Source organism: Pseudomonas sp. MSSRFD41 (assembly GCF_014230245.1).
GTDB classification, from domain to species: domain Bacteria; phylum Pseudomonadota; class Gammaproteobacteria; order Pseudomonadales; family Pseudomonadaceae; genus Aquipseudomonas; species Aquipseudomonas piscis.
The window spans coordinates 32,603-48,081 of sequence record NZ_JACKZK010000012.1 but is presented as its reverse complement, the minus strand read 5'-3'; the positions used below and the strand labels follow the sequence as shown (position 1 = coordinate 48,081).

The window sequence follows — 15,479 nt, the reverse complement described above, 5'->3', positions numbered from 1 at the left end:
ACGATCACCTGCGCCACAGCGGCAACAACGAGTTTGGAAAGGAGTTTTTTCGCGACAAGGTCGCCCATGGCCACTGCAGAAAAACGGTTCATAAAAGCCTTCTCAGAGTTTTGTCAGTGCCACCTGGGTCACAGCGCAGCAGCGAGGGAAGTTGAGGCGAAAAAATTGTTGAAAACGCCAACTCATAACAGCAGCAAGGGGGCTGGCCAGCAGCGCTTCACGCGGTCGGAACAGCCACCCACAGCACGACCTGATGAGCGCATTGGCAAATTTAAGCACTCGTGTTTTTGGCTGTATGTCACCCCAAACCCGGACAATCGGCGGGCCTGTAAAAATTTTGTGAAATCGCCATCAACTATCTGATAAATATGGCTTTTTTAATCCAAAAAAAAGCACGAGGCCGACAGCCATGAAGGCTGTCGGCGTCGTGCGAATGGACGGTCTGTGGCAACGCCTGGATCAGGCGCGGCGATCCTGGGCGACGAGGCTTACATCGGAGACGATATGGCCATCGAGCAGCTTGATTACACGATCGGCCAATTGGAAGTATTGATCGTCATGGGTGATGATCAGAATGGTCTTGCCGCGGCGCTTGAGTTCCGGCAGCAACTCTTCATAGAAGAAGCGCTTGAAGGGTGGATCCTGGTCTGCCGCCCACTCGTCAAGCACATACACCGGACGGTCTTCCATGTAGGCACATACCAGGGCCAGGCGTTTTTGCTGGCCGTAGGACAGCTCTTTGGTCGTGGAATAACCCAGCCCTTCGATCTTGATCTTGTCGGCCAACCCCAGCGCGCCGAGGTACTTTTGCGCCAGGTCCGGGTTGACCTCTTCGCCTTCCGGGCCAATCAACCGGTTGAACAGATGAAAGTCGCTGAACACCGCGGAAAACAGGTCGCGGTAATCGCTGCGGTTGTCATCATTGACGGCAACGCCATCGAGCAGAATCTGCCCGGACTGAGGCACGTACAACCCGCACAATGCCTTGACCAGGGTACTTTTGCCGCAGCCATTGCCACCGATGATGTAGATCAACTCACCGCGGTTGATGGTCAGGTCGACCGGCCCGAGGGCAAAGCCACTCTCGGCGTCGGCACCGCGGTAGTTCATCACCACGCCTTTGAGGGTGATTTCCTGCCAGTGCTTTTTGTGCTCAAGGCGCAGGACATTGCTGGTTTCCGGCTCGCCTTGCTCGGCATGGTGCTCATTGATCAGGAAGCCGAAATCGGCCAGGCGGGTGATCGCAATCCGGCCCTGCGCGACCACCGGCATGGTGCTGATCAAAAGGCCCAGCGGCCCGAGGATGTACATCACGGTCAGGACGCTGGCGGTCAGCACCTGGCTGTCGGTGATGCTCAGTAGCGGCAAGGCAAACACCAGGCTGCCAATCAGCAGGGACTGAGTGACCAGCCCCATGTTTTCCGCGCCGAGGTACCACAGGTGCTCGATGAAGTTGAAGCGCGCTACCCGCGTCGACGATTCCTTGATCGCCGAACGGCCAAACCAGCGCCGACGGATGCCATTGAGCTTGAGTTCCTTGAGGCCAAAGACCAGACCGTGGGTATGCTCGTTGAAGGCCGTGAACTCATCACGCACACGGCCAGTGAACTTCACCCCGCCAAGGAACAAGAACACATACAACACGGCGCCCAGCGCCAATAGCGCCAGCGTCAACGCAAACACCGTCCATGACAGGTAGGCCAGGTAGGCCAGGCCGAACATGAACACCGTGGATTCCACCAGCATCACCGGCATCACCAACAAGGTGGCGTTGAGTTGCGGAATGTCAGTGGTCAACAGTGTCAGCACATTGGGTGGGCCGCGCCGATCGACCTCCTCAAGGGGCGAGGAGAGGATTTTCTGGCACAGCGCGATGCGCAGGCGCGTCATCAGCTTCATGTTGGCGTAAGCGGGAAACAAGGTCGCGCCGTTACGAAACGCCAGCGCCACCACGCTCAAGCCAACAAACCAATACAGCAGGTGCAAGCGCGACCCCTGCTCGTAAATAGCCTGGTTGACCACGTTAACCACCGCGATCGCCGCCACCCCACTGACGATGCCGGTGACCAGGGAAAAGAACGCCAGCCAGGGATGATTTTGCCAAAGCAGGCGCAAGACCGAGCCCGGCTTGGGCGGCTTCTCATGCTCTTTGTTCATGGACCAACTCCTCAAATACACGCAAGACCGGGCATGGCCCGCCAGACAAGCCGCTGCTACCGGCCCTGTTGCCGGCGCCGCCAAGTGTACGGATTGGCGCCAATTCGGCTGTCCCCGAAAGCTTGTACAACAGGTGAACCGACACCAATACACACCGCCGAGGCGGATGCCCTCCCGAATGTCCCCGCTTTCCATTGCAGACCGGTGCGGCATGACTGGGCCTAATACGGTCCCCAGCCGGACCCTTCAGGAGTGAAAGATGGCTGCAAGCCTCTCGGCACGGCCGGCGCCCCCGCCGACATCCCCGTACAACAAGCGAATCGCGCCACCGCCAACCCTCCCTGCCAGGAGATGAAGAGCTCGTTGCCGATTCGCCTGAATACGCGAACCCAAGGGGCCGCGGGCAAGGTGTCACGCGTTGCGGTGCACGAATGCACACGGGGATCGCGCGATGGCAGCCCGGCGCTGCGGGGTACTGCGCTGCAATCCTTTACATGAGGCAGGCCAATGAACAAGTTTGCTTTCTCTGCGGTGGCGGTTGCAGTGGCACTGAGCGGGTGCTCACTGATCCCTGGCTACCACCCACCGGCAGCTCCGGTGACCATGCAATACCCGCAAAGCCCGGCCTATGCCGCCGCTGCAGGTACCGTCAGCGAAAACGTTGCTCGCCAGGGCTGGCGCACGTTGTTCCACGACCCCGCCTTGCGGCAGTTGGTCCAGAGCGCTCTTACCGAGAACCGCGACCTGCGTGTGGCGGCGCTGAATGTCCAGGCGTACCGCGCGCAGTACCAGATCCAGCGCGCTGACCTGTTCCCGGTGGTCTCGGCGACGGCGGGCGGCAGCCGCCAGCGGGTACCGTTCCTCGACGCACAGCGCTCGTTGTTTTCGTCACAGCAGGGGCTGATTACCGACCGTTCGGCGCAGTTGATCGTGTACACCACCCTGGGCGGCGCATGGGCGCAACCGACCCGGCTGGCCGCTGCCGAGACGCGGCCATGAGTACCTTCGAGCCCGGGCAATATGTGCGCCTGCGCTCGGGGGGCAAAAGGATGCTGGTCAAACCGTCACTGGAGGCGACGCCATTGCCGCACTCCACCCTGGTGCTGTGTGAGTACGAAGAGAAAAAACGCACGGTGCAGGGGTTTTACATCGCCACCGACCTGAAGCTGGTGAGCGCCCCTCAAAAGTAAAGCCGCCCCGGCCCACAAAGTCGCCGCCATCAGAAACGAGCAAACCTCTGTCGATATTCAGTCGGCGTAAGCCCGGTCACCCCCCTGAACATGCGTCGGAGGTTGGAGTCACTGCTGAAACCCAGCTCTTCACAGATGGATTGGATCGACGCGGACGTCAGCACCAATCGTTCGCCTACCTGGCTAAGTTTGATGCGGCGCACGTAAGTGGCCGTGGCCAGTCCCGTTTCTGCCTTCACCTTCCGCGCGAGCGTCCGTTGCGACATGCGCAGAGCATCCGCAAGTTTTTGCACCGTGATCTGTTCGGCAGGTAGCGAATGCACAAGCGTATGCATGCGTCGCAGAATCTCGCCAGGCTGCTCGATCAGGCTCAACGACTGGAACGCATCATGCGTTTGCGTGGGGCGCGGGAGCACCATCAGCCGAATCAGGTCGTGCAGTGCCGTCTGGCTGACATGCGTCTCCAGCAACGCCTGGGCAATGGGCAGATAACCATTGACGCCGCTGGCCGTCGCGGTCCGCTCGTTGAAGATGCAGTGCTTTTCCATCTGCCAACGCGTGCCGGAGTACCGCTTGAGCAGTGTGTCGGCCAGCCACCAGGTTGCCGTGGCTTCTTCGCCAGCCAAACGCCCCGCTGCGGCGGCAAGAATGACGCCCGTGCAGTAGCTCCAGACTTTACAGTCCTTGCCAATCCGAGCGATGGCCCTGACCAGTTCCCTATTGGCGATAACGGCCGCTTCCGCCTGGCTAACAGACTCGGCCCAAAAGCCGGGAATCAGGATTGCATCGAGGGTCAGCTCGCAAATGCAGTGACTGGCCGAGAGCTTCAAGCCATGAGCGCACTCGACTGTCCCCCTTTGCGTGCTGACGTAGTGCGTCTCGAACAGTGCCGCCCCCGAGCGCCGGTTGGCGGCATGAAGCAGATCATTGAATGCCAGTAGGCCTGCGGGCATACAGTTGGGAAACAGGGTAAGACCGATTCGAAGTGTACTGGGCATGGCAGGAAATGAGTGAATTGTGGCTGAAGCCGCCATTATGGACGCATCATCTGGCGGGCACCATGAACCCATTATTGGGAAGAGGTTCATGATGAAGATTCGGCAGATCCGTAACGCAACCCTCATTCTGGAACTGGACGACAAGCGAATCCTGGTCGATCCGATGCTCGCCGGTAAAGGTACCCTTCCGTCGTTGAGGCTGTTTTCTTCCTGGCAACGGAACCCGATCGTCGAGTTGCCTGCCTCGGCGGAACAGGCCCTCGACACGGTCACTCACTGCCTGATCACGCACTGCCAGAAAGGCCATTTCGACCATCTTGATCGGGCAGCCATCGATTGGTTGATTTCACGAAATGTTCCGGTTATTTGCACTCCGCATGATGCTCCCTACCTGGCCAGGCGAAAGCTGAACGTTCAGCCGTTGGCGGAGGGACACCGTGATCCGGTCGCGTTTCTGGGCGGCCTGATTCGTACAGTGCGATGCACCCATGGTGGTGGGCTGGTCGGGCGCATGATGGAGCACGGTGTCGGCTATCTGATCGAATATCCAGGCGAGCCCAGCATTTATCTGGCCGGGGATACTGTATTGACGCAAACCGTTCGCGAATTCGTAATGCGCCATCAACCGCAGGTCAGCGTCGTCCCAGCGGGAGGTGCACGTTTCGATGTTGGCGGTGACATCATCATGGGAGTGGCGGATGTCCTGGAATTCGTCACCCTCAGCGAGGGCATCGTCGTTGCGAACCACCTGGAAGCTATCAACCATTGCCCTGTCACGCGACGGGAGTTAAGGAAGGCCGCCATCGACATGGGGGTTGCCCACAAGCTGCTTATTCCCGCCGATGGCGAGCGCCTGGAGGTTGGGTATCCAGCAGGACGCTCATTTCCGGCCAACGCTGCCCCTCAACTCATCTAAAGCCCAGACGGCTTGGTATATTCACGGCTTCACCATGGGATGACCGGAATAGCTGCTTGTCGCCCCAGTTACCCATTGCTCAGGGAGTGCGCCATGGCTGTAGAGATCCAGCTTTCAGAAAATGTGACGGAAGAAGAGCGGTCAGGAATTCTGACCCCATTGTTGGCCCATAACCTGGCCAATGGTGGAGACGATGCGCATGAAACATTTGCCCTGTTGCTACGAGATCCTGAGAGTAACGACGTCATTGGCGGGCTGTACGGCAAGATTTCTTATCGATGGCTGCTCATCGATCTTGTCAGCGTGCCCGAGTCGATGCGGGGCCAGGGGATCGGAGAACGGCTGATTCGCATGGCTGAAGAGGTCGCGCAGAAAAAGAATTGCAGGGGTGTCTGGCTGGAGACCTTCAGCTTTCAAGCGCCCGGATTTTACCAAAAACTGGGTTACTCCGAATTCGGACGCCTGGCGGATTACCCGCCGGGACATACCCGGCTGTATTTCCAGAAGCCGCTGTGCTGACAGCGTTTTGTATCTTGATTCGAGAGCTGCACTGGGTGGCAGTCACTCCTTTGGCCCTCGTCGTCGATGCCAGCCAAGGGACGGAAGCGGCCCCTCAGTTCTGCTCTTGGCGGTCCTTGCCCCCCTCCATGGTTGATCCCCTGCAACACCGCGCCACCCGTTCCGGATGGGGGCGCTGCCGTCGACGGCACCTCTAAAGTAGCCAGGGTTCAAGGCTGCGGCGCACTGCGCTAACCCAAACCAAGACCGCCTGGCATTCGGTAGCGCGTTCACATCGACCCGTTGCTTGATGGGGATACCTCCACTTCAACTACCGGCGAGGATCTTATCCTCGCGGACGAGACCGCGCTTCAGGGAGGTACTCAACAGTTGTCCGTAAGAGTCCCGTTTATGTCCGTAAATACCCCATCCCTCTGAACCGGACTGTTCTAGTTTCTACCAGCCCCTGATCAGCGGCTCGGTCTTCAGTGCCGGCTCGCTTGCAACGAGCCTGGCAACGCGGGGTGATCTTTTGCACACAAAAACAATAAACAGGGAGATTCAAATGAGTATCCGACGCTATCGTTCTGTTCTCGTTGTCATCACCTGCTTGTTATGTTCGACCGGCTTTGCTGGCGAACAACCTTATCGATTCGGCTTGGGCAAAGCCGATATTACCGGCGAGGCAGCGGAAGTCGGGATGATGGGATACTCCTCCACCGACCAGAAGACCGCTGGTATTCATACGCGGCAATGGTCGAGGGCGTTCATCATTGAAGAGGCGGCCACGGGCAAGCGGCTGGTGTACGTCAACACCGACCTGGGCATGATTTTCCAAGCGGTGCAGCAAAGTGTCTTGCGCAAGTTGGAGAAGAAGTACCCGGGGATCTATAACGAAAACAATGTGATGCTGGCGGCCACTCACACTCACTCAGGTCCTGGTGGCTTTTCCCATTACACGATCTACGACTTGTCGGTACTGGGCTTTCAGGAAAAGACCTTTAACGTGATTGTCGATGGCATCGTGCGTTCAATTGATCAGGCCCATCGACAGATGCAACCTGGTCGATTGTTTTATGCCAAGGGTGATCTCACCAATGCCAGCAAGAACAGGTCGCTGCTCTCTCACCAGCGCAATCCGGATGTCGCCGGCTACATAGACGGTCTCGACCCGGAAATGACGGTATTGAAGTTCGTCGACCAACAGGGCGAGCTTGCCGGAGTCATCAGCTGGTTCCCTGTGCACGCCACGTCCATGACCAATAACAATCATCTGATTTCTTCTGATAACAAAGGCTATGCGTCTTACCACTGGGAACACGACATCAGTAAGAAACCGGGGTTTATCGCCGCCTTTGCCCAGACCAATGCCGGCAATTTGTCGCCCAACTTGAACTTGCGCCCAGGTTCCGGGCCGACCGAGAACGAGTTCGCCAATACCAAGGAAATCGGCCTGAGGCAGTTCAACAAAGCCTATGAACTGGCCACCGGGCCCACCGAGGAAGTGACCGGCGGGCTCGACAACCGCTTTCAGTTCGTCGACTTCCACGGCCTGACCGTACGCCCTGACTACACCGATGGCACACCGAAGACGCTGTGTATCGCCGCTTTGGGCAGCAGCCTGGCGGCCGGCAGTACGGAAGATGGCCCTGGCCCACTGGGCATCAGTGAAAGCAATAATCCGCTGCTGTCTTTCCTCGGCGGCTTGCTCACCGGTGTGCCGTCCAAAGAGCTGAAGAAGTGCCAGGCTGAAAAACAGATACTGGCCGATACTGGCAACAAGAAACCCTTCCCCTGGACCCCCAATGTGCTGCCGATCCAGATGTTTCGCATCGGCCAGCTCGCCGTGCTGGGGGCACCGGCCGAGTTTACGGTGATGTCCGGTGTGCGCATTCGCCGGGCGGTACAAGCCATCGTCGCCCCCATGGGCATCAACCATGTGATCTTCAATGGTTATGCCAACGCCTACGCCAGTTATGTCACCACCCGCGAGGAGTACAGTGTCCAGGAATATGAAGGCGGCTCGACGATCTTCGGCCCCTGGACCCAGGCCGCCTATCAACAGCTGTTCACCGACATGGCCAGCGCCATGCGTGACCAGCAGCCGGTCACCAGCACCGCCCAGCCACCTGACCTGTCCTGCTGCCTGCTGAACTTCCAGACCGGTGTCGTCACCGATGCCCCCTACATCGGCACCTCGTTCGGCGATGTATTGCAGCAACCGGAAAAAATCTACCACCGGGGACAAACCGTGACGGTGGCCTTCGTCACCGGACACCCGAAGAACAACCTGCATACCGAAGACACCTTCCTGAGCGTGTACTACACCTCGGCCGACCCCGCCCGTGATAAACCGGCGATACGCGTGGCGACCGACAACGACTGGGAAACCAAATACCGCTGGGAACGGGTCGGTATTTCCGCATCGAAGGCGACTATTTCCTGGGATATTCCACAGGATGCCAAACCCGGCTTCTACTACATCAGCCATGGCGGTGATCAGAAGAATGTCTGGGGCACTATCAGTGCCTTTACAGGAACGACCCGAAAGTTTGAAGTAGTCGCTGATTGATCTTGGATTGGTAATAAGTTAATTGCTGCCGAGGTTCATCTTTGTTCATCAGGGATACTTCATTTGTAATACTTGTAACCTACTCTGCCGGCCATTGCCGTATAGGGCTTAATCGGCTCGAGTTCGACCACACACACTCTTTCTTCAGGGACCGACCATGCTTGACATCAAGGCGCTAGCCGCCAACATCGCCGCGCTTTCTCAATCTGCCAGCACGCTGTCGGAGGCGGAGCGCAAGCAACGCGCGGAAAACTTGATAGAGGAGATAAAAAGCGCTGTCGCCAAAGGGGCGAATCTGAACCAGGCCTATGCCTATGCCCAGGAACTGACGCCGTACATCGAGCCCCAGCCCAAGCCTCTGGAAGCCTTGAACTACCAGCTCTGGATGGCACTCAAGGACAGCCATACCCCGCCGCCCGCCCCCACCCCCGTCCAGCGCGAACAGATCGGCCTCTATGCGAAGGCCTCTGAACAGGTGATTGATGAGGTGCTCGCTAGCGTTGTAGGCGAAGAGCAACAGTACAACCTTATCGAAGAAAAGCTCAGCGCACTGCGCAAGCAGATCTTTGGCATGGAAGAGCCTCAGTTCCTATTGCAATAATCTGTCTTTCAAAGTCCGCTTTTTGTCCTGTAATGCCCTGGCAGTATTGGAGGCGCAGCCCTCAGATTAGAAACGATAGGAGCCTCTTGCAGGAAAGCGCTTGTTAGGTCCATGAAAATAACCATGCTGCGTGAATGTGCATCTTGTGTTTGCAGAATTTCGCCTGGATATCGTCTTCACCATGAGTAACTGTCGCATCAGGGCATAGCCTGGCATGTGCGCCTGAACCGTCGAGAAAATAGCGGCCTATTTAATAAAAACATCAAGAAAGAACAATAAAGTCGAACTTTTATGCGGGCGTTTTCCCAACGCACCTTAGAGGAAGCTTATCGATGACAGACGCCCCAAAGTTTCATCGCCGGACTTTTTTGCAAGGCAGTGCACAGGCTGCGGTGCTGGCCGGAATGTCCGGGCTTTTTCCCGAAACCATACGACGCGCACTGGCCATTGAGCCGGATGTGCGCAGCGGCACCCTGCAGGATGTCGACCATGTGGTCATCCTGATGCAGGAAAACCGCTCGTTCGATCATTACTTCGGCCACCTCAATGGCGTTCGTGGGTTCAACGACCCCCGGGTTCTCAAGCGCGCCGATGGCAAGTCGGTGATGCATCAAACCTATAAAACCACCGAATACCTGCCTTATCACTTCGATACCAAGAACGTGCACGCCCAATGGTTAGGCTCGCAAAACCACGAGTGGTCGGCGTTTCACGGGACCTGGAACGAAGGCCGCAACGACCGCTGGACGGCGATCCAGGACTACACCGCCATGGGCCATTTCAAACGGGATGACATCCCTTACTACTATGCCCTGGCAGACGCCTTTACCCTGGGCGAGGCCTATCACCAATCGATCATGGGCCCCACCAACCCCAATCGCCTGTATCACATGACCGGACGCACCGCGCCTACCGGCGATGGCAAGAATGTCCAATACACCAACAGCATGGGTGACGGCACCACCGGCGCCAGTGGTTCCGTGGACTGGACCACCTACCCCGAACGCCTGAGCGAAGCCAATATCGATTGGCGTATTTACCAGGAAGGCGGCTACCAGTCCTCTTCACTCTGGTGGCTCTACCTCGATCTCAAATGGAAGTGGCTCATACAGGAGGACAACAATTACGACTGCAATGCCCTGGCCTGGTTCAAACGCTTCAAAGAGTCAAAACCCGACTCCGATTTGTGGCAACGAGCCATGGTCGCTCGCGGAGTGACCAAGTTGCGCGAAGACGTGCAAAACAACACCTTGCCACAAGTGTCGTGGATCGTGCCGCCGTACTGTTATTCGGAACACCCTTGGTGGGGTCCCTCCTTCGGTGAATACTACGTGTCGAAGATTCTCGAAGCCCTGACCAGCAACCCCAAGGTCTGGGCCAGGACCGTGTTCATCATCAACTACGATGAAGGCGACGGTTATTTCGACCATGTGTCCGCTGCCGTACCGCCATGGAAACCGGGCACCGGCCTTTCGGCCGTCGACACCCAAGGTGAAATCGAAAGCGCCACCCAGTTGCCCATTGGCTTGGGTCCACGCGTGCCGGTATTGGCGATCTCGCCATGGTCCCGGGGTGGAAAGGTCAGTGCCGAAGTCTTCGATCACACCTCTGTGCTCAGATTCCTCGAAAAACGCTTCGGCGTTACCGCGGACAATATTTCCCCCTGGCGCCGGGCGGTTTGCGGTGACTTGACCTCGCTTTTCGACTTCACCGGGAAAACCGATAGCAGCGTGCCCGCCAATCTGACCAACCTGACTGAAACCAAGGCCCGTCAGGATGACGCCTACTACAAGCAGTACTATCGCTCCTACCCTTATTACACCAACCCGACGACCTTGCCGGGCCAGGAAACCGGCCAGCGTGACGCGCTGGCCGTGCCCTACCAGCTGCATGCCGAGGTCAGTTTCGCCGCCAGCGATGGCAGCTTGCTGCTCAACTTGAGAAACGACGGCATGGTCTTGCCGGAAAACCCATACGGACGTTCGGCGGCAGTCTTTCAGGTGCACTCCACCGAACGGGGCGCCCCGGCGTTCTATACGGTGACCAGCTACGATATCCATGCGGCAACAAACCTTAGAAGCCGCGGCCAGACCCTCATCGAAAACCTCAAGGACCGTATCGACGCGAACGGTCGCTACGGCTTTGAGGTGCGTGCACCGAATGGCTTCTACCGGGAATTTACCGGCAACAGCCAGTTGGCCAAGACCCTCGCCCGGCCTGAAGTTTCAGTCAGCTACCAGGGGGCGCAGATTGTTCTGACGATCAGAAATACCGGGGTATTGGCCTGTACGGTGACGGTGAAATCCAACCCTGCGTACAAGGGCGATACGGTGCATACCCTTGAACTCAAGCCGGGTGAAAGCCTGACCGATCCCTGGTTGCTGCGCAGCAGTTCCGGCTGGTATGACCTGACCCTCACGGCCAGCAACACCGAAAGCAACTTCTCTCGACGGCTCGCTGGGCATGTTGAAACCGGTTTGCCAAGCCGGACCGATCCACTCTTGGACATCATGCCGTCCTGATGAAAGGAACCTTCAAGATGAAAGCCATTCTTTTAGCGGTGTGTGCAGCGCTGATCGCCTACCTGGTGCTGTTTCGCCAGCCGGTGGACACCGTCGTGGAACAAGCGCCCAGTGTCGCCTCGAGTCCGGTGAGCGATACCCAGCCGGCCGTGCCTGCGCCAACCGCCGACAGCCAAGCGCCGGCGTCGCTGGAACAGCAAATCGCCGCGTTTTCGCAAACCGCCAACACCCTGCCTGCCGCCGAGCGCCGGCAGGCTGCCGAGCGCTTGATCAACGAGCTGAAAGCATCGGTCAGCAATGGCGAGGACGTGAAGGCCGCCTATGCCCAGGTTGAACGACTGACGCCAAACATCGAGTCCGACCCCAAGTCACTGGAGCGCCTGAACTACCGCATCTGGATGGACATGAAAGACCACGCCACGCCACCGGCTCCCCCCTCGCCTGCCCAGCGCCAGCAACTGGATACCTACCAGCAGGCCGCGAACCAAGCGATTGACGAAGTGCTGAAGACCGTCGATGGCGACGAGGCACGGCGCGCCGCCATCGAGGAAAAACTCAAGGCGCTGCGCCTGGAGATCTTCGGCAGCAGTGCCCCGCAGCCGCTGAGTCATTAAGGCACCTTGTCACCCCGTGACGCACGGTCGTCATGGCGTGGCAAGGTCTGTTCACCAACGGAACCCGCTGATGGCCATAGCCGACTCATCCACACTGACCACGCAAGCTATCGATTGGCTGGTCACACAGGGGCACTTGAAAGGGGCCGAGGTAGCACAAGCCAGGCAGCTGGAGGCCGACGCGCAACAGCACGAATTGCCCGAGTTGCTGATTCGACTCGGCCGGCTCTCGGAACAGGACCTGGCAATGGCCTGGTCGACCCTGCTGGACATTCCCTTGTTGCATGGCAGCGACGCACCGCCGCTGGAAGGTGGTCTGCCGCAGGTCTCGCCACGGTTTCTGAAACACTACGGGGTGGTGCCTTTGCCGCCCTTCGACCAGCAACTGCACCTGCTGGTGAGCAATCCGGCCCAGCGTTATCCGATCCTGGCCCTGGAGTATGCCTGCCAGCTCACGGCGCGCCTGTCGATCGGCCTGCGCAGTGAGATTGAGCAATTGATCGAGCGCTATTACGGCCAGGGCCGCTCGGCCATGGGCACGCTGATCGAAAACCTCGGCGAGAGCCTCGACACGACCGACGATATCGAACACCTCAAGGACCTGGCTTCCGAAGCCCCGGTGATCCGGATCGTCAACCTGTTGTTGCAACGAGCGGTCGAACTGGGCGTCTCGGACATTCATATCGAACCCTTCGAAAACCAGCTCAAGGTGCGTTACCGCATCGATGGAACCTTGCAGGAAGGCGAGGCGCCTCCGGTCAGTTCATCGGCAGCGGTGATTTCCCGGATCAAGATCATGGCGCACCTGGACATTGCCGAACGACGCCTGCCCCAGGACGGGCGCATGATGTTGAGGATTCAAGGCAAGGAGCTGGACCTGCGGGTCTCGACGGTGCCGACCCGGCACGGCGAATCGGTGGTCATGCGGCTGCTGGACCGGGAGCAGGTGACCTTCGATTTTCCCAGCCTGGGCTTCGATGGCCAGCGGCTCCAGCAACTCCTCGATGTACTCGAGCGCCCCCACGGCATTCTGCTGGTGACCGGCCCCACCGGCTCGGGCAAGACCACCACGTTGTACACCGCACTGACCCGGCTCAATACCAGCGAACGGAAAATCATCACCGTCGAGGACCCTGTCGAATACCAATTGCCCGGGATCAATCAGATTCAGGTAAAGCCGGCCATCGGCCTGGACTTCGCCGGCGCGTTGCGCTCGATCGTCCGCCAGGACCCGGACGTGATCATGATCGGTGAAATACGCGATCTGGAAACCTGCCGGATCGCCATCCAGTCGTCATTGACCGGCCATCTGGTGTTGTCGACCTTGCACACCAACAGCGCCGCCGCCAGCATTACCCGCTTGCTGGACATGGGCGTGGAGAGCTACCTGATCGCCTCGACCGTCAGCGGGATCCTCGCTCAACGCCTGGTGCGACGGCTGGACCCGCAATGGCGCGAAGCCTTCGAGGCGCCTGCGCAGCTAATCGCCGAGCACCAGCTGGATCGCTACACCGATGAGCGTCCGATCCGGCTGTACCGCCCCAGGGCCGATGCACCGGGCACCGGTTACAGCGGACGCAGCGCCGTCACCGAACTGTTGGTGATGAATGAAGACATCCGCTCGCTGCTGATGCGTCACGCCGATGCCGCGACCCTGGAACAGGCCGCTCGTGCTGCCGGTTTGCGCACCTTGCGTGAGGAAGGTCTGCGCCAGGCCCTGGCGGGTATCACCTCACTGGAAGAGGTATTGCGCATCACGCGCAATGACTGACCATGGAACAGTATCGATACAAGGCACTGGACGCCGACCACAACACCGTGGACGGCCATCTCGAAGCCAGCGACCCGCAGGCCGCCGCGAGCCAGCTGCAAGAGCGTGGCCTGCTGGTCCTGCGGGTACAGCGCGCCTCGGGTGTGCCTCGCCCCTCCTGGTGGCGTCCGTCCCCTTTCAGCCGCGAGGAACTGGGCCGTTTTACCCAGCAGCTCGCGACGTTGCTCGGGGCCGATCAGCCGCTGGAGCGGGCGCTGGGTATCCTGATCCGACAACCCGGCAAACCAGCGGCTCGGCAATTGATCGAACGCATTCGCGACCGGGTCAAGGCCGGGCAGACGCTGTCAGCGGCCATGGCCGTCGAACGGCAATCCTTTACCCCGCTGTACTTGAGCCTGGTTCACGCCGGTGAAGCCGCCGGGGTGCTGGATCAAAGCCTCGGGCAACTGGCGAGCTACCTGGAACGGCTGCAGGCCATCCGTACCGAAGTCATCAACGCCATGATTTACCCGGCCTTCCTGGTGGTGGGTGTGCTCGGCTCGCTGGTGTTGCTGCTGGCCTATGTGGTCCCGCAGTTCGTGCCGATTTTCGACGGCCTGGGGGTGCCTGTGCCGCTGCTGACCCAGCTGATCCTCGACCTCGGGCAGTTTCTTTCCAGCTATGGCCTGCATGCACTGGCGCTGCTTCTCGGGCTGGCTTGGGCAGCGCTGAGCTACCTGGGCCGGCCCGCAAACCGCTTGAAATGGCATCGATACCTGCTGCGATCGCCCCTCGCCGGCGGCTTGTTGAAACGCCTGGAAAGCGCACGGTTCGCCCGGACCCTGGGCACCTTGCTGGCCCAGGGCGTACCCCTGATCAATGCCCTGGACATCAGCCGGCAAGTCGCCAATAACCTGGCGATGAACGCCGCCGTGGCAAACGCCACGGTCAAGGTCAAGGACGGCCAGCGGCTGTCGACGGCATTGGCGGCTGAACAACGGTTGCCCGACCTGGCGATCCAGATGATCGAAGTGGGTGAAGAGTCCGGAAAACTCGAGGGCATGTTATTGAAAGTGGCGAGCATTTTCGATGAAGAGGCCAAGCGCAGCATCGACCGCCTGTTGGCCGCGCTGGTCCCCAGCCTGACCGTGGTCATGGCGGTGTTGGTGGCGGTGATCATGCTGGCCATCATGCTGCCGCTGATGAGCCTGACCAGTAACCTTTGACCGGAGACGTTAATGAACACCACTCGTTCACTGCCCAAGCGCCAACGCGGCTTCACTTTGCTGGAGATGCTGGCGGTCATTGTCTTGCTCGGCATTGTCGCCACCATCGTCGTTCGCCAGGTGGGCGGCAATGTCGACAAGGGCAAGTACGGTGCCGGCAAGGCGCAACTGGCCAGCCTGTCGATGAAAATCGAAAGCTATGCGCTGGACGTCGGGTCACCGCCGCGCACTCTCGAGGCGCTGCTTGCGCGCCCCGCCAATGCCGCCAGTTGGAGCGGTCCGTATGCCAAGGCCAGTGATCTGAAGGACCCGTTCGGCCATGCATTCGGCTATCGCACACCCGGCCAGCACGGTTCGTTCGACCTGATTTTCTACGGTCAGGACGGCCAGCCCGGCGGCGACGGCTACAACAAGGACCTGGGCAGTTGGGAATAG

12 protein-coding genes and 1 pseudogene are annotated in these 15,479 nt (G+C 59.2%); 11 read left to right on the top strand and 2 right to left on the bottom strand.

Annotated elements, in window-relative coordinates; all coding sequences use genetic code 11:
* Positions 1-459: 459 nt before the first annotated feature.
* Positions 460-2,157 (bottom strand): cyclic peptide export ABC transporter, encoded by a 1,698-nt coding sequence (locus H7A76_RS18770; protein WP_185699866.1) that lies wholly within the window; start codon positions 2,155-2,157, stop codon positions 460-462.
* Between the two features lie 507 nt (positions 2,158-2,664).
* On the opposite strand from H7A76_RS18770, the pseudogene H7A76_RS18765 reads away from it, so the two are divergent.
* Positions 2,665-3,015: pseudogene (locus H7A76_RS18765) on the top strand (TolC family protein); the annotation flags it as partial.
* 137 nt (positions 3,016-3,152) lie between these two features.
* Positions 3,153-3,347, top strand: coding sequence for a hypothetical protein (locus H7A76_RS18760; RefSeq protein ID WP_185699865.1), 195 nt, complete (start codon positions 3,153-3,155; stop codon positions 3,345-3,347).
* 29 nt (positions 3,348-3,376) lie between these two features.
* Here the strand turns inward: H7A76_RS18760 and H7A76_RS18755 are convergent, their stop codons facing one another.
* Positions 3,377-4,435: a GlxA family transcriptional regulator gene (locus tag H7A76_RS18755; RefSeq protein WP_260498015.1), complete on the bottom strand. Its 1,059-nt coding sequence runs from the start codon at positions 4,433-4,435 to the stop codon at positions 3,377-3,379.
* A 1-nt stretch (position 4,436) separates the two neighbouring features.
* On the opposite strand from H7A76_RS18755, the gene H7A76_RS18750 reads away from it, so the two are divergent.
* From H7A76_RS18750 to gspG, 9 genes are all read left to right on the top strand, one after another.
* A complete protein-coding gene (locus tag H7A76_RS18750) occupies positions 4,437-5,261 on the top strand; it encodes an MBL fold metallo-hydrolase (protein ID WP_185699967.1) in 825 nt (274 codons plus the stop codon).
* Positions 5,262-5,354: 93 nt separating this feature from the next.
* Complete coding sequence (locus tag H7A76_RS18745) at positions 5,355-5,780, top strand: GNAT family N-acetyltransferase (protein ID WP_185699864.1); 426 nt, start codon at positions 5,355-5,357, stop codon at positions 5,778-5,780.
* A gap of 544 nt (positions 5,781-6,324) precedes the next feature.
* Entirely contained in the window at positions 6,325-8,331 is a 2,007-nt protein-coding gene (locus H7A76_RS18740; RefSeq protein ID WP_185699863.1) for a neutral/alkaline ceramidase, read from the top strand.
* 157 nt (positions 8,332-8,488) lie between these two features.
* Entirely contained in the window at positions 8,489-8,932 is a 444-nt protein-coding gene (gene plcR, locus H7A76_RS18735; protein ID WP_185699862.1) for a phospholipase C accessory protein PlcR, read from the top strand.
* A 332-nt stretch (positions 8,933-9,264) separates the two neighbouring features.
* Positions 9,265-11,454, top strand: coding sequence for a phosphocholine-specific phospholipase C (locus tag H7A76_RS18730; RefSeq protein ID WP_185699861.1), 2,190 nt, complete (start codon positions 9,265-9,267; stop codon positions 11,452-11,454).
* A gap of 17 nt (positions 11,455-11,471) precedes the next feature.
* Entirely contained in the window at positions 11,472-12,068 is a 597-nt protein-coding gene (gene plcR, locus H7A76_RS18725; RefSeq protein WP_185699860.1) for a phospholipase C accessory protein PlcR, read from the top strand.
* 70 nt (positions 12,069-12,138) lie between these two features.
* A complete protein-coding gene (gspE, locus tag H7A76_RS18720) occupies positions 12,139-13,839 on the top strand; it encodes a type II secretion system ATPase GspE (RefSeq protein ID WP_185699859.1) in 1,701 nt (566 codons plus the stop codon).
* Positions 13,840-13,841: 2 nt separating this feature from the next.
* Entirely contained in the window at positions 13,842-15,044 is a 1,203-nt protein-coding gene (gspF, locus tag H7A76_RS18715; RefSeq protein ID WP_185699858.1) for a type II secretion system inner membrane protein GspF, read from the top strand.
* 12 nt (positions 15,045-15,056) lie between these two features.
* Positions 15,057-15,479 (top strand): type II secretion system major pseudopilin GspG, encoded by a 423-nt coding sequence (gene gspG / locus H7A76_RS18710; RefSeq protein WP_185699857.1) that lies wholly within the window; start codon positions 15,057-15,059, stop codon positions 15,477-15,479.

What these genes read in the sequence shown, in the direction of transcription:
- H7A76_RS18770 (WP_185699866.1), bottom strand. Translation starts at nt 2,157, where the DNA reads ATGAACAAAGAGCATGAGAAGCCGCCCAAGCCGGGCTCGGTCTTGCGC.
- H7A76_RS18760 (WP_185699865.1), top strand. Translation starts at nt 3,153, where the DNA reads ATGAGTACCTTCGAGCCCGGGCAATATGTGCGCCTGCGCTCGGGGGGC.
- H7A76_RS18755 (WP_260498015.1), bottom strand. Translation starts at nt 4,435, where the DNA reads ATGAACCTCTTCCCAATAATGGGTTCATGGTGCCCGCCAGATGATGCG.
- H7A76_RS18750 (WP_185699967.1), top strand. Translation starts at nt 4,437, where the DNA reads ATGAAGATTCGGCAGATCCGTAACGCAACCCTCATTCTGGAACTGGAC.
- H7A76_RS18745 (WP_185699864.1), top strand. Translation starts at nt 5,355, where the DNA reads ATGGCTGTAGAGATCCAGCTTTCAGAAAATGTGACGGAAGAAGAGCGG.
- H7A76_RS18740 (WP_185699863.1), top strand. Translation starts at nt 6,325, where the DNA reads ATGAGTATCCGACGCTATCGTTCTGTTCTCGTTGTCATCACCTGCTTG.
- plcR (WP_185699862.1), top strand. Translation starts at nt 8,489, where the DNA reads ATGCTTGACATCAAGGCGCTAGCCGCCAACATCGCCGCGCTTTCTCAA.
- H7A76_RS18730 (WP_185699861.1), top strand. Translation starts at nt 9,265, where the DNA reads ATGACAGACGCCCCAAAGTTTCATCGCCGGACTTTTTTGCAAGGCAGT.
- plcR (WP_185699860.1), top strand. Translation starts at nt 11,472, where the DNA reads ATGAAAGCCATTCTTTTAGCGGTGTGTGCAGCGCTGATCGCCTACCTG.
- gspE (WP_185699859.1), top strand. Translation starts at nt 12,139, where the DNA reads ATGGCCATAGCCGACTCATCCACACTGACCACGCAAGCTATCGATTGG.
- gspF (WP_185699858.1), top strand. Translation starts at nt 13,842, where the DNA reads ATGGAACAGTATCGATACAAGGCACTGGACGCCGACCACAACACCGTG.
- gspG (WP_185699857.1), top strand. Translation starts at nt 15,057, where the DNA reads ATGAACACCACTCGTTCACTGCCCAAGCGCCAACGCGGCTTCACTTTG.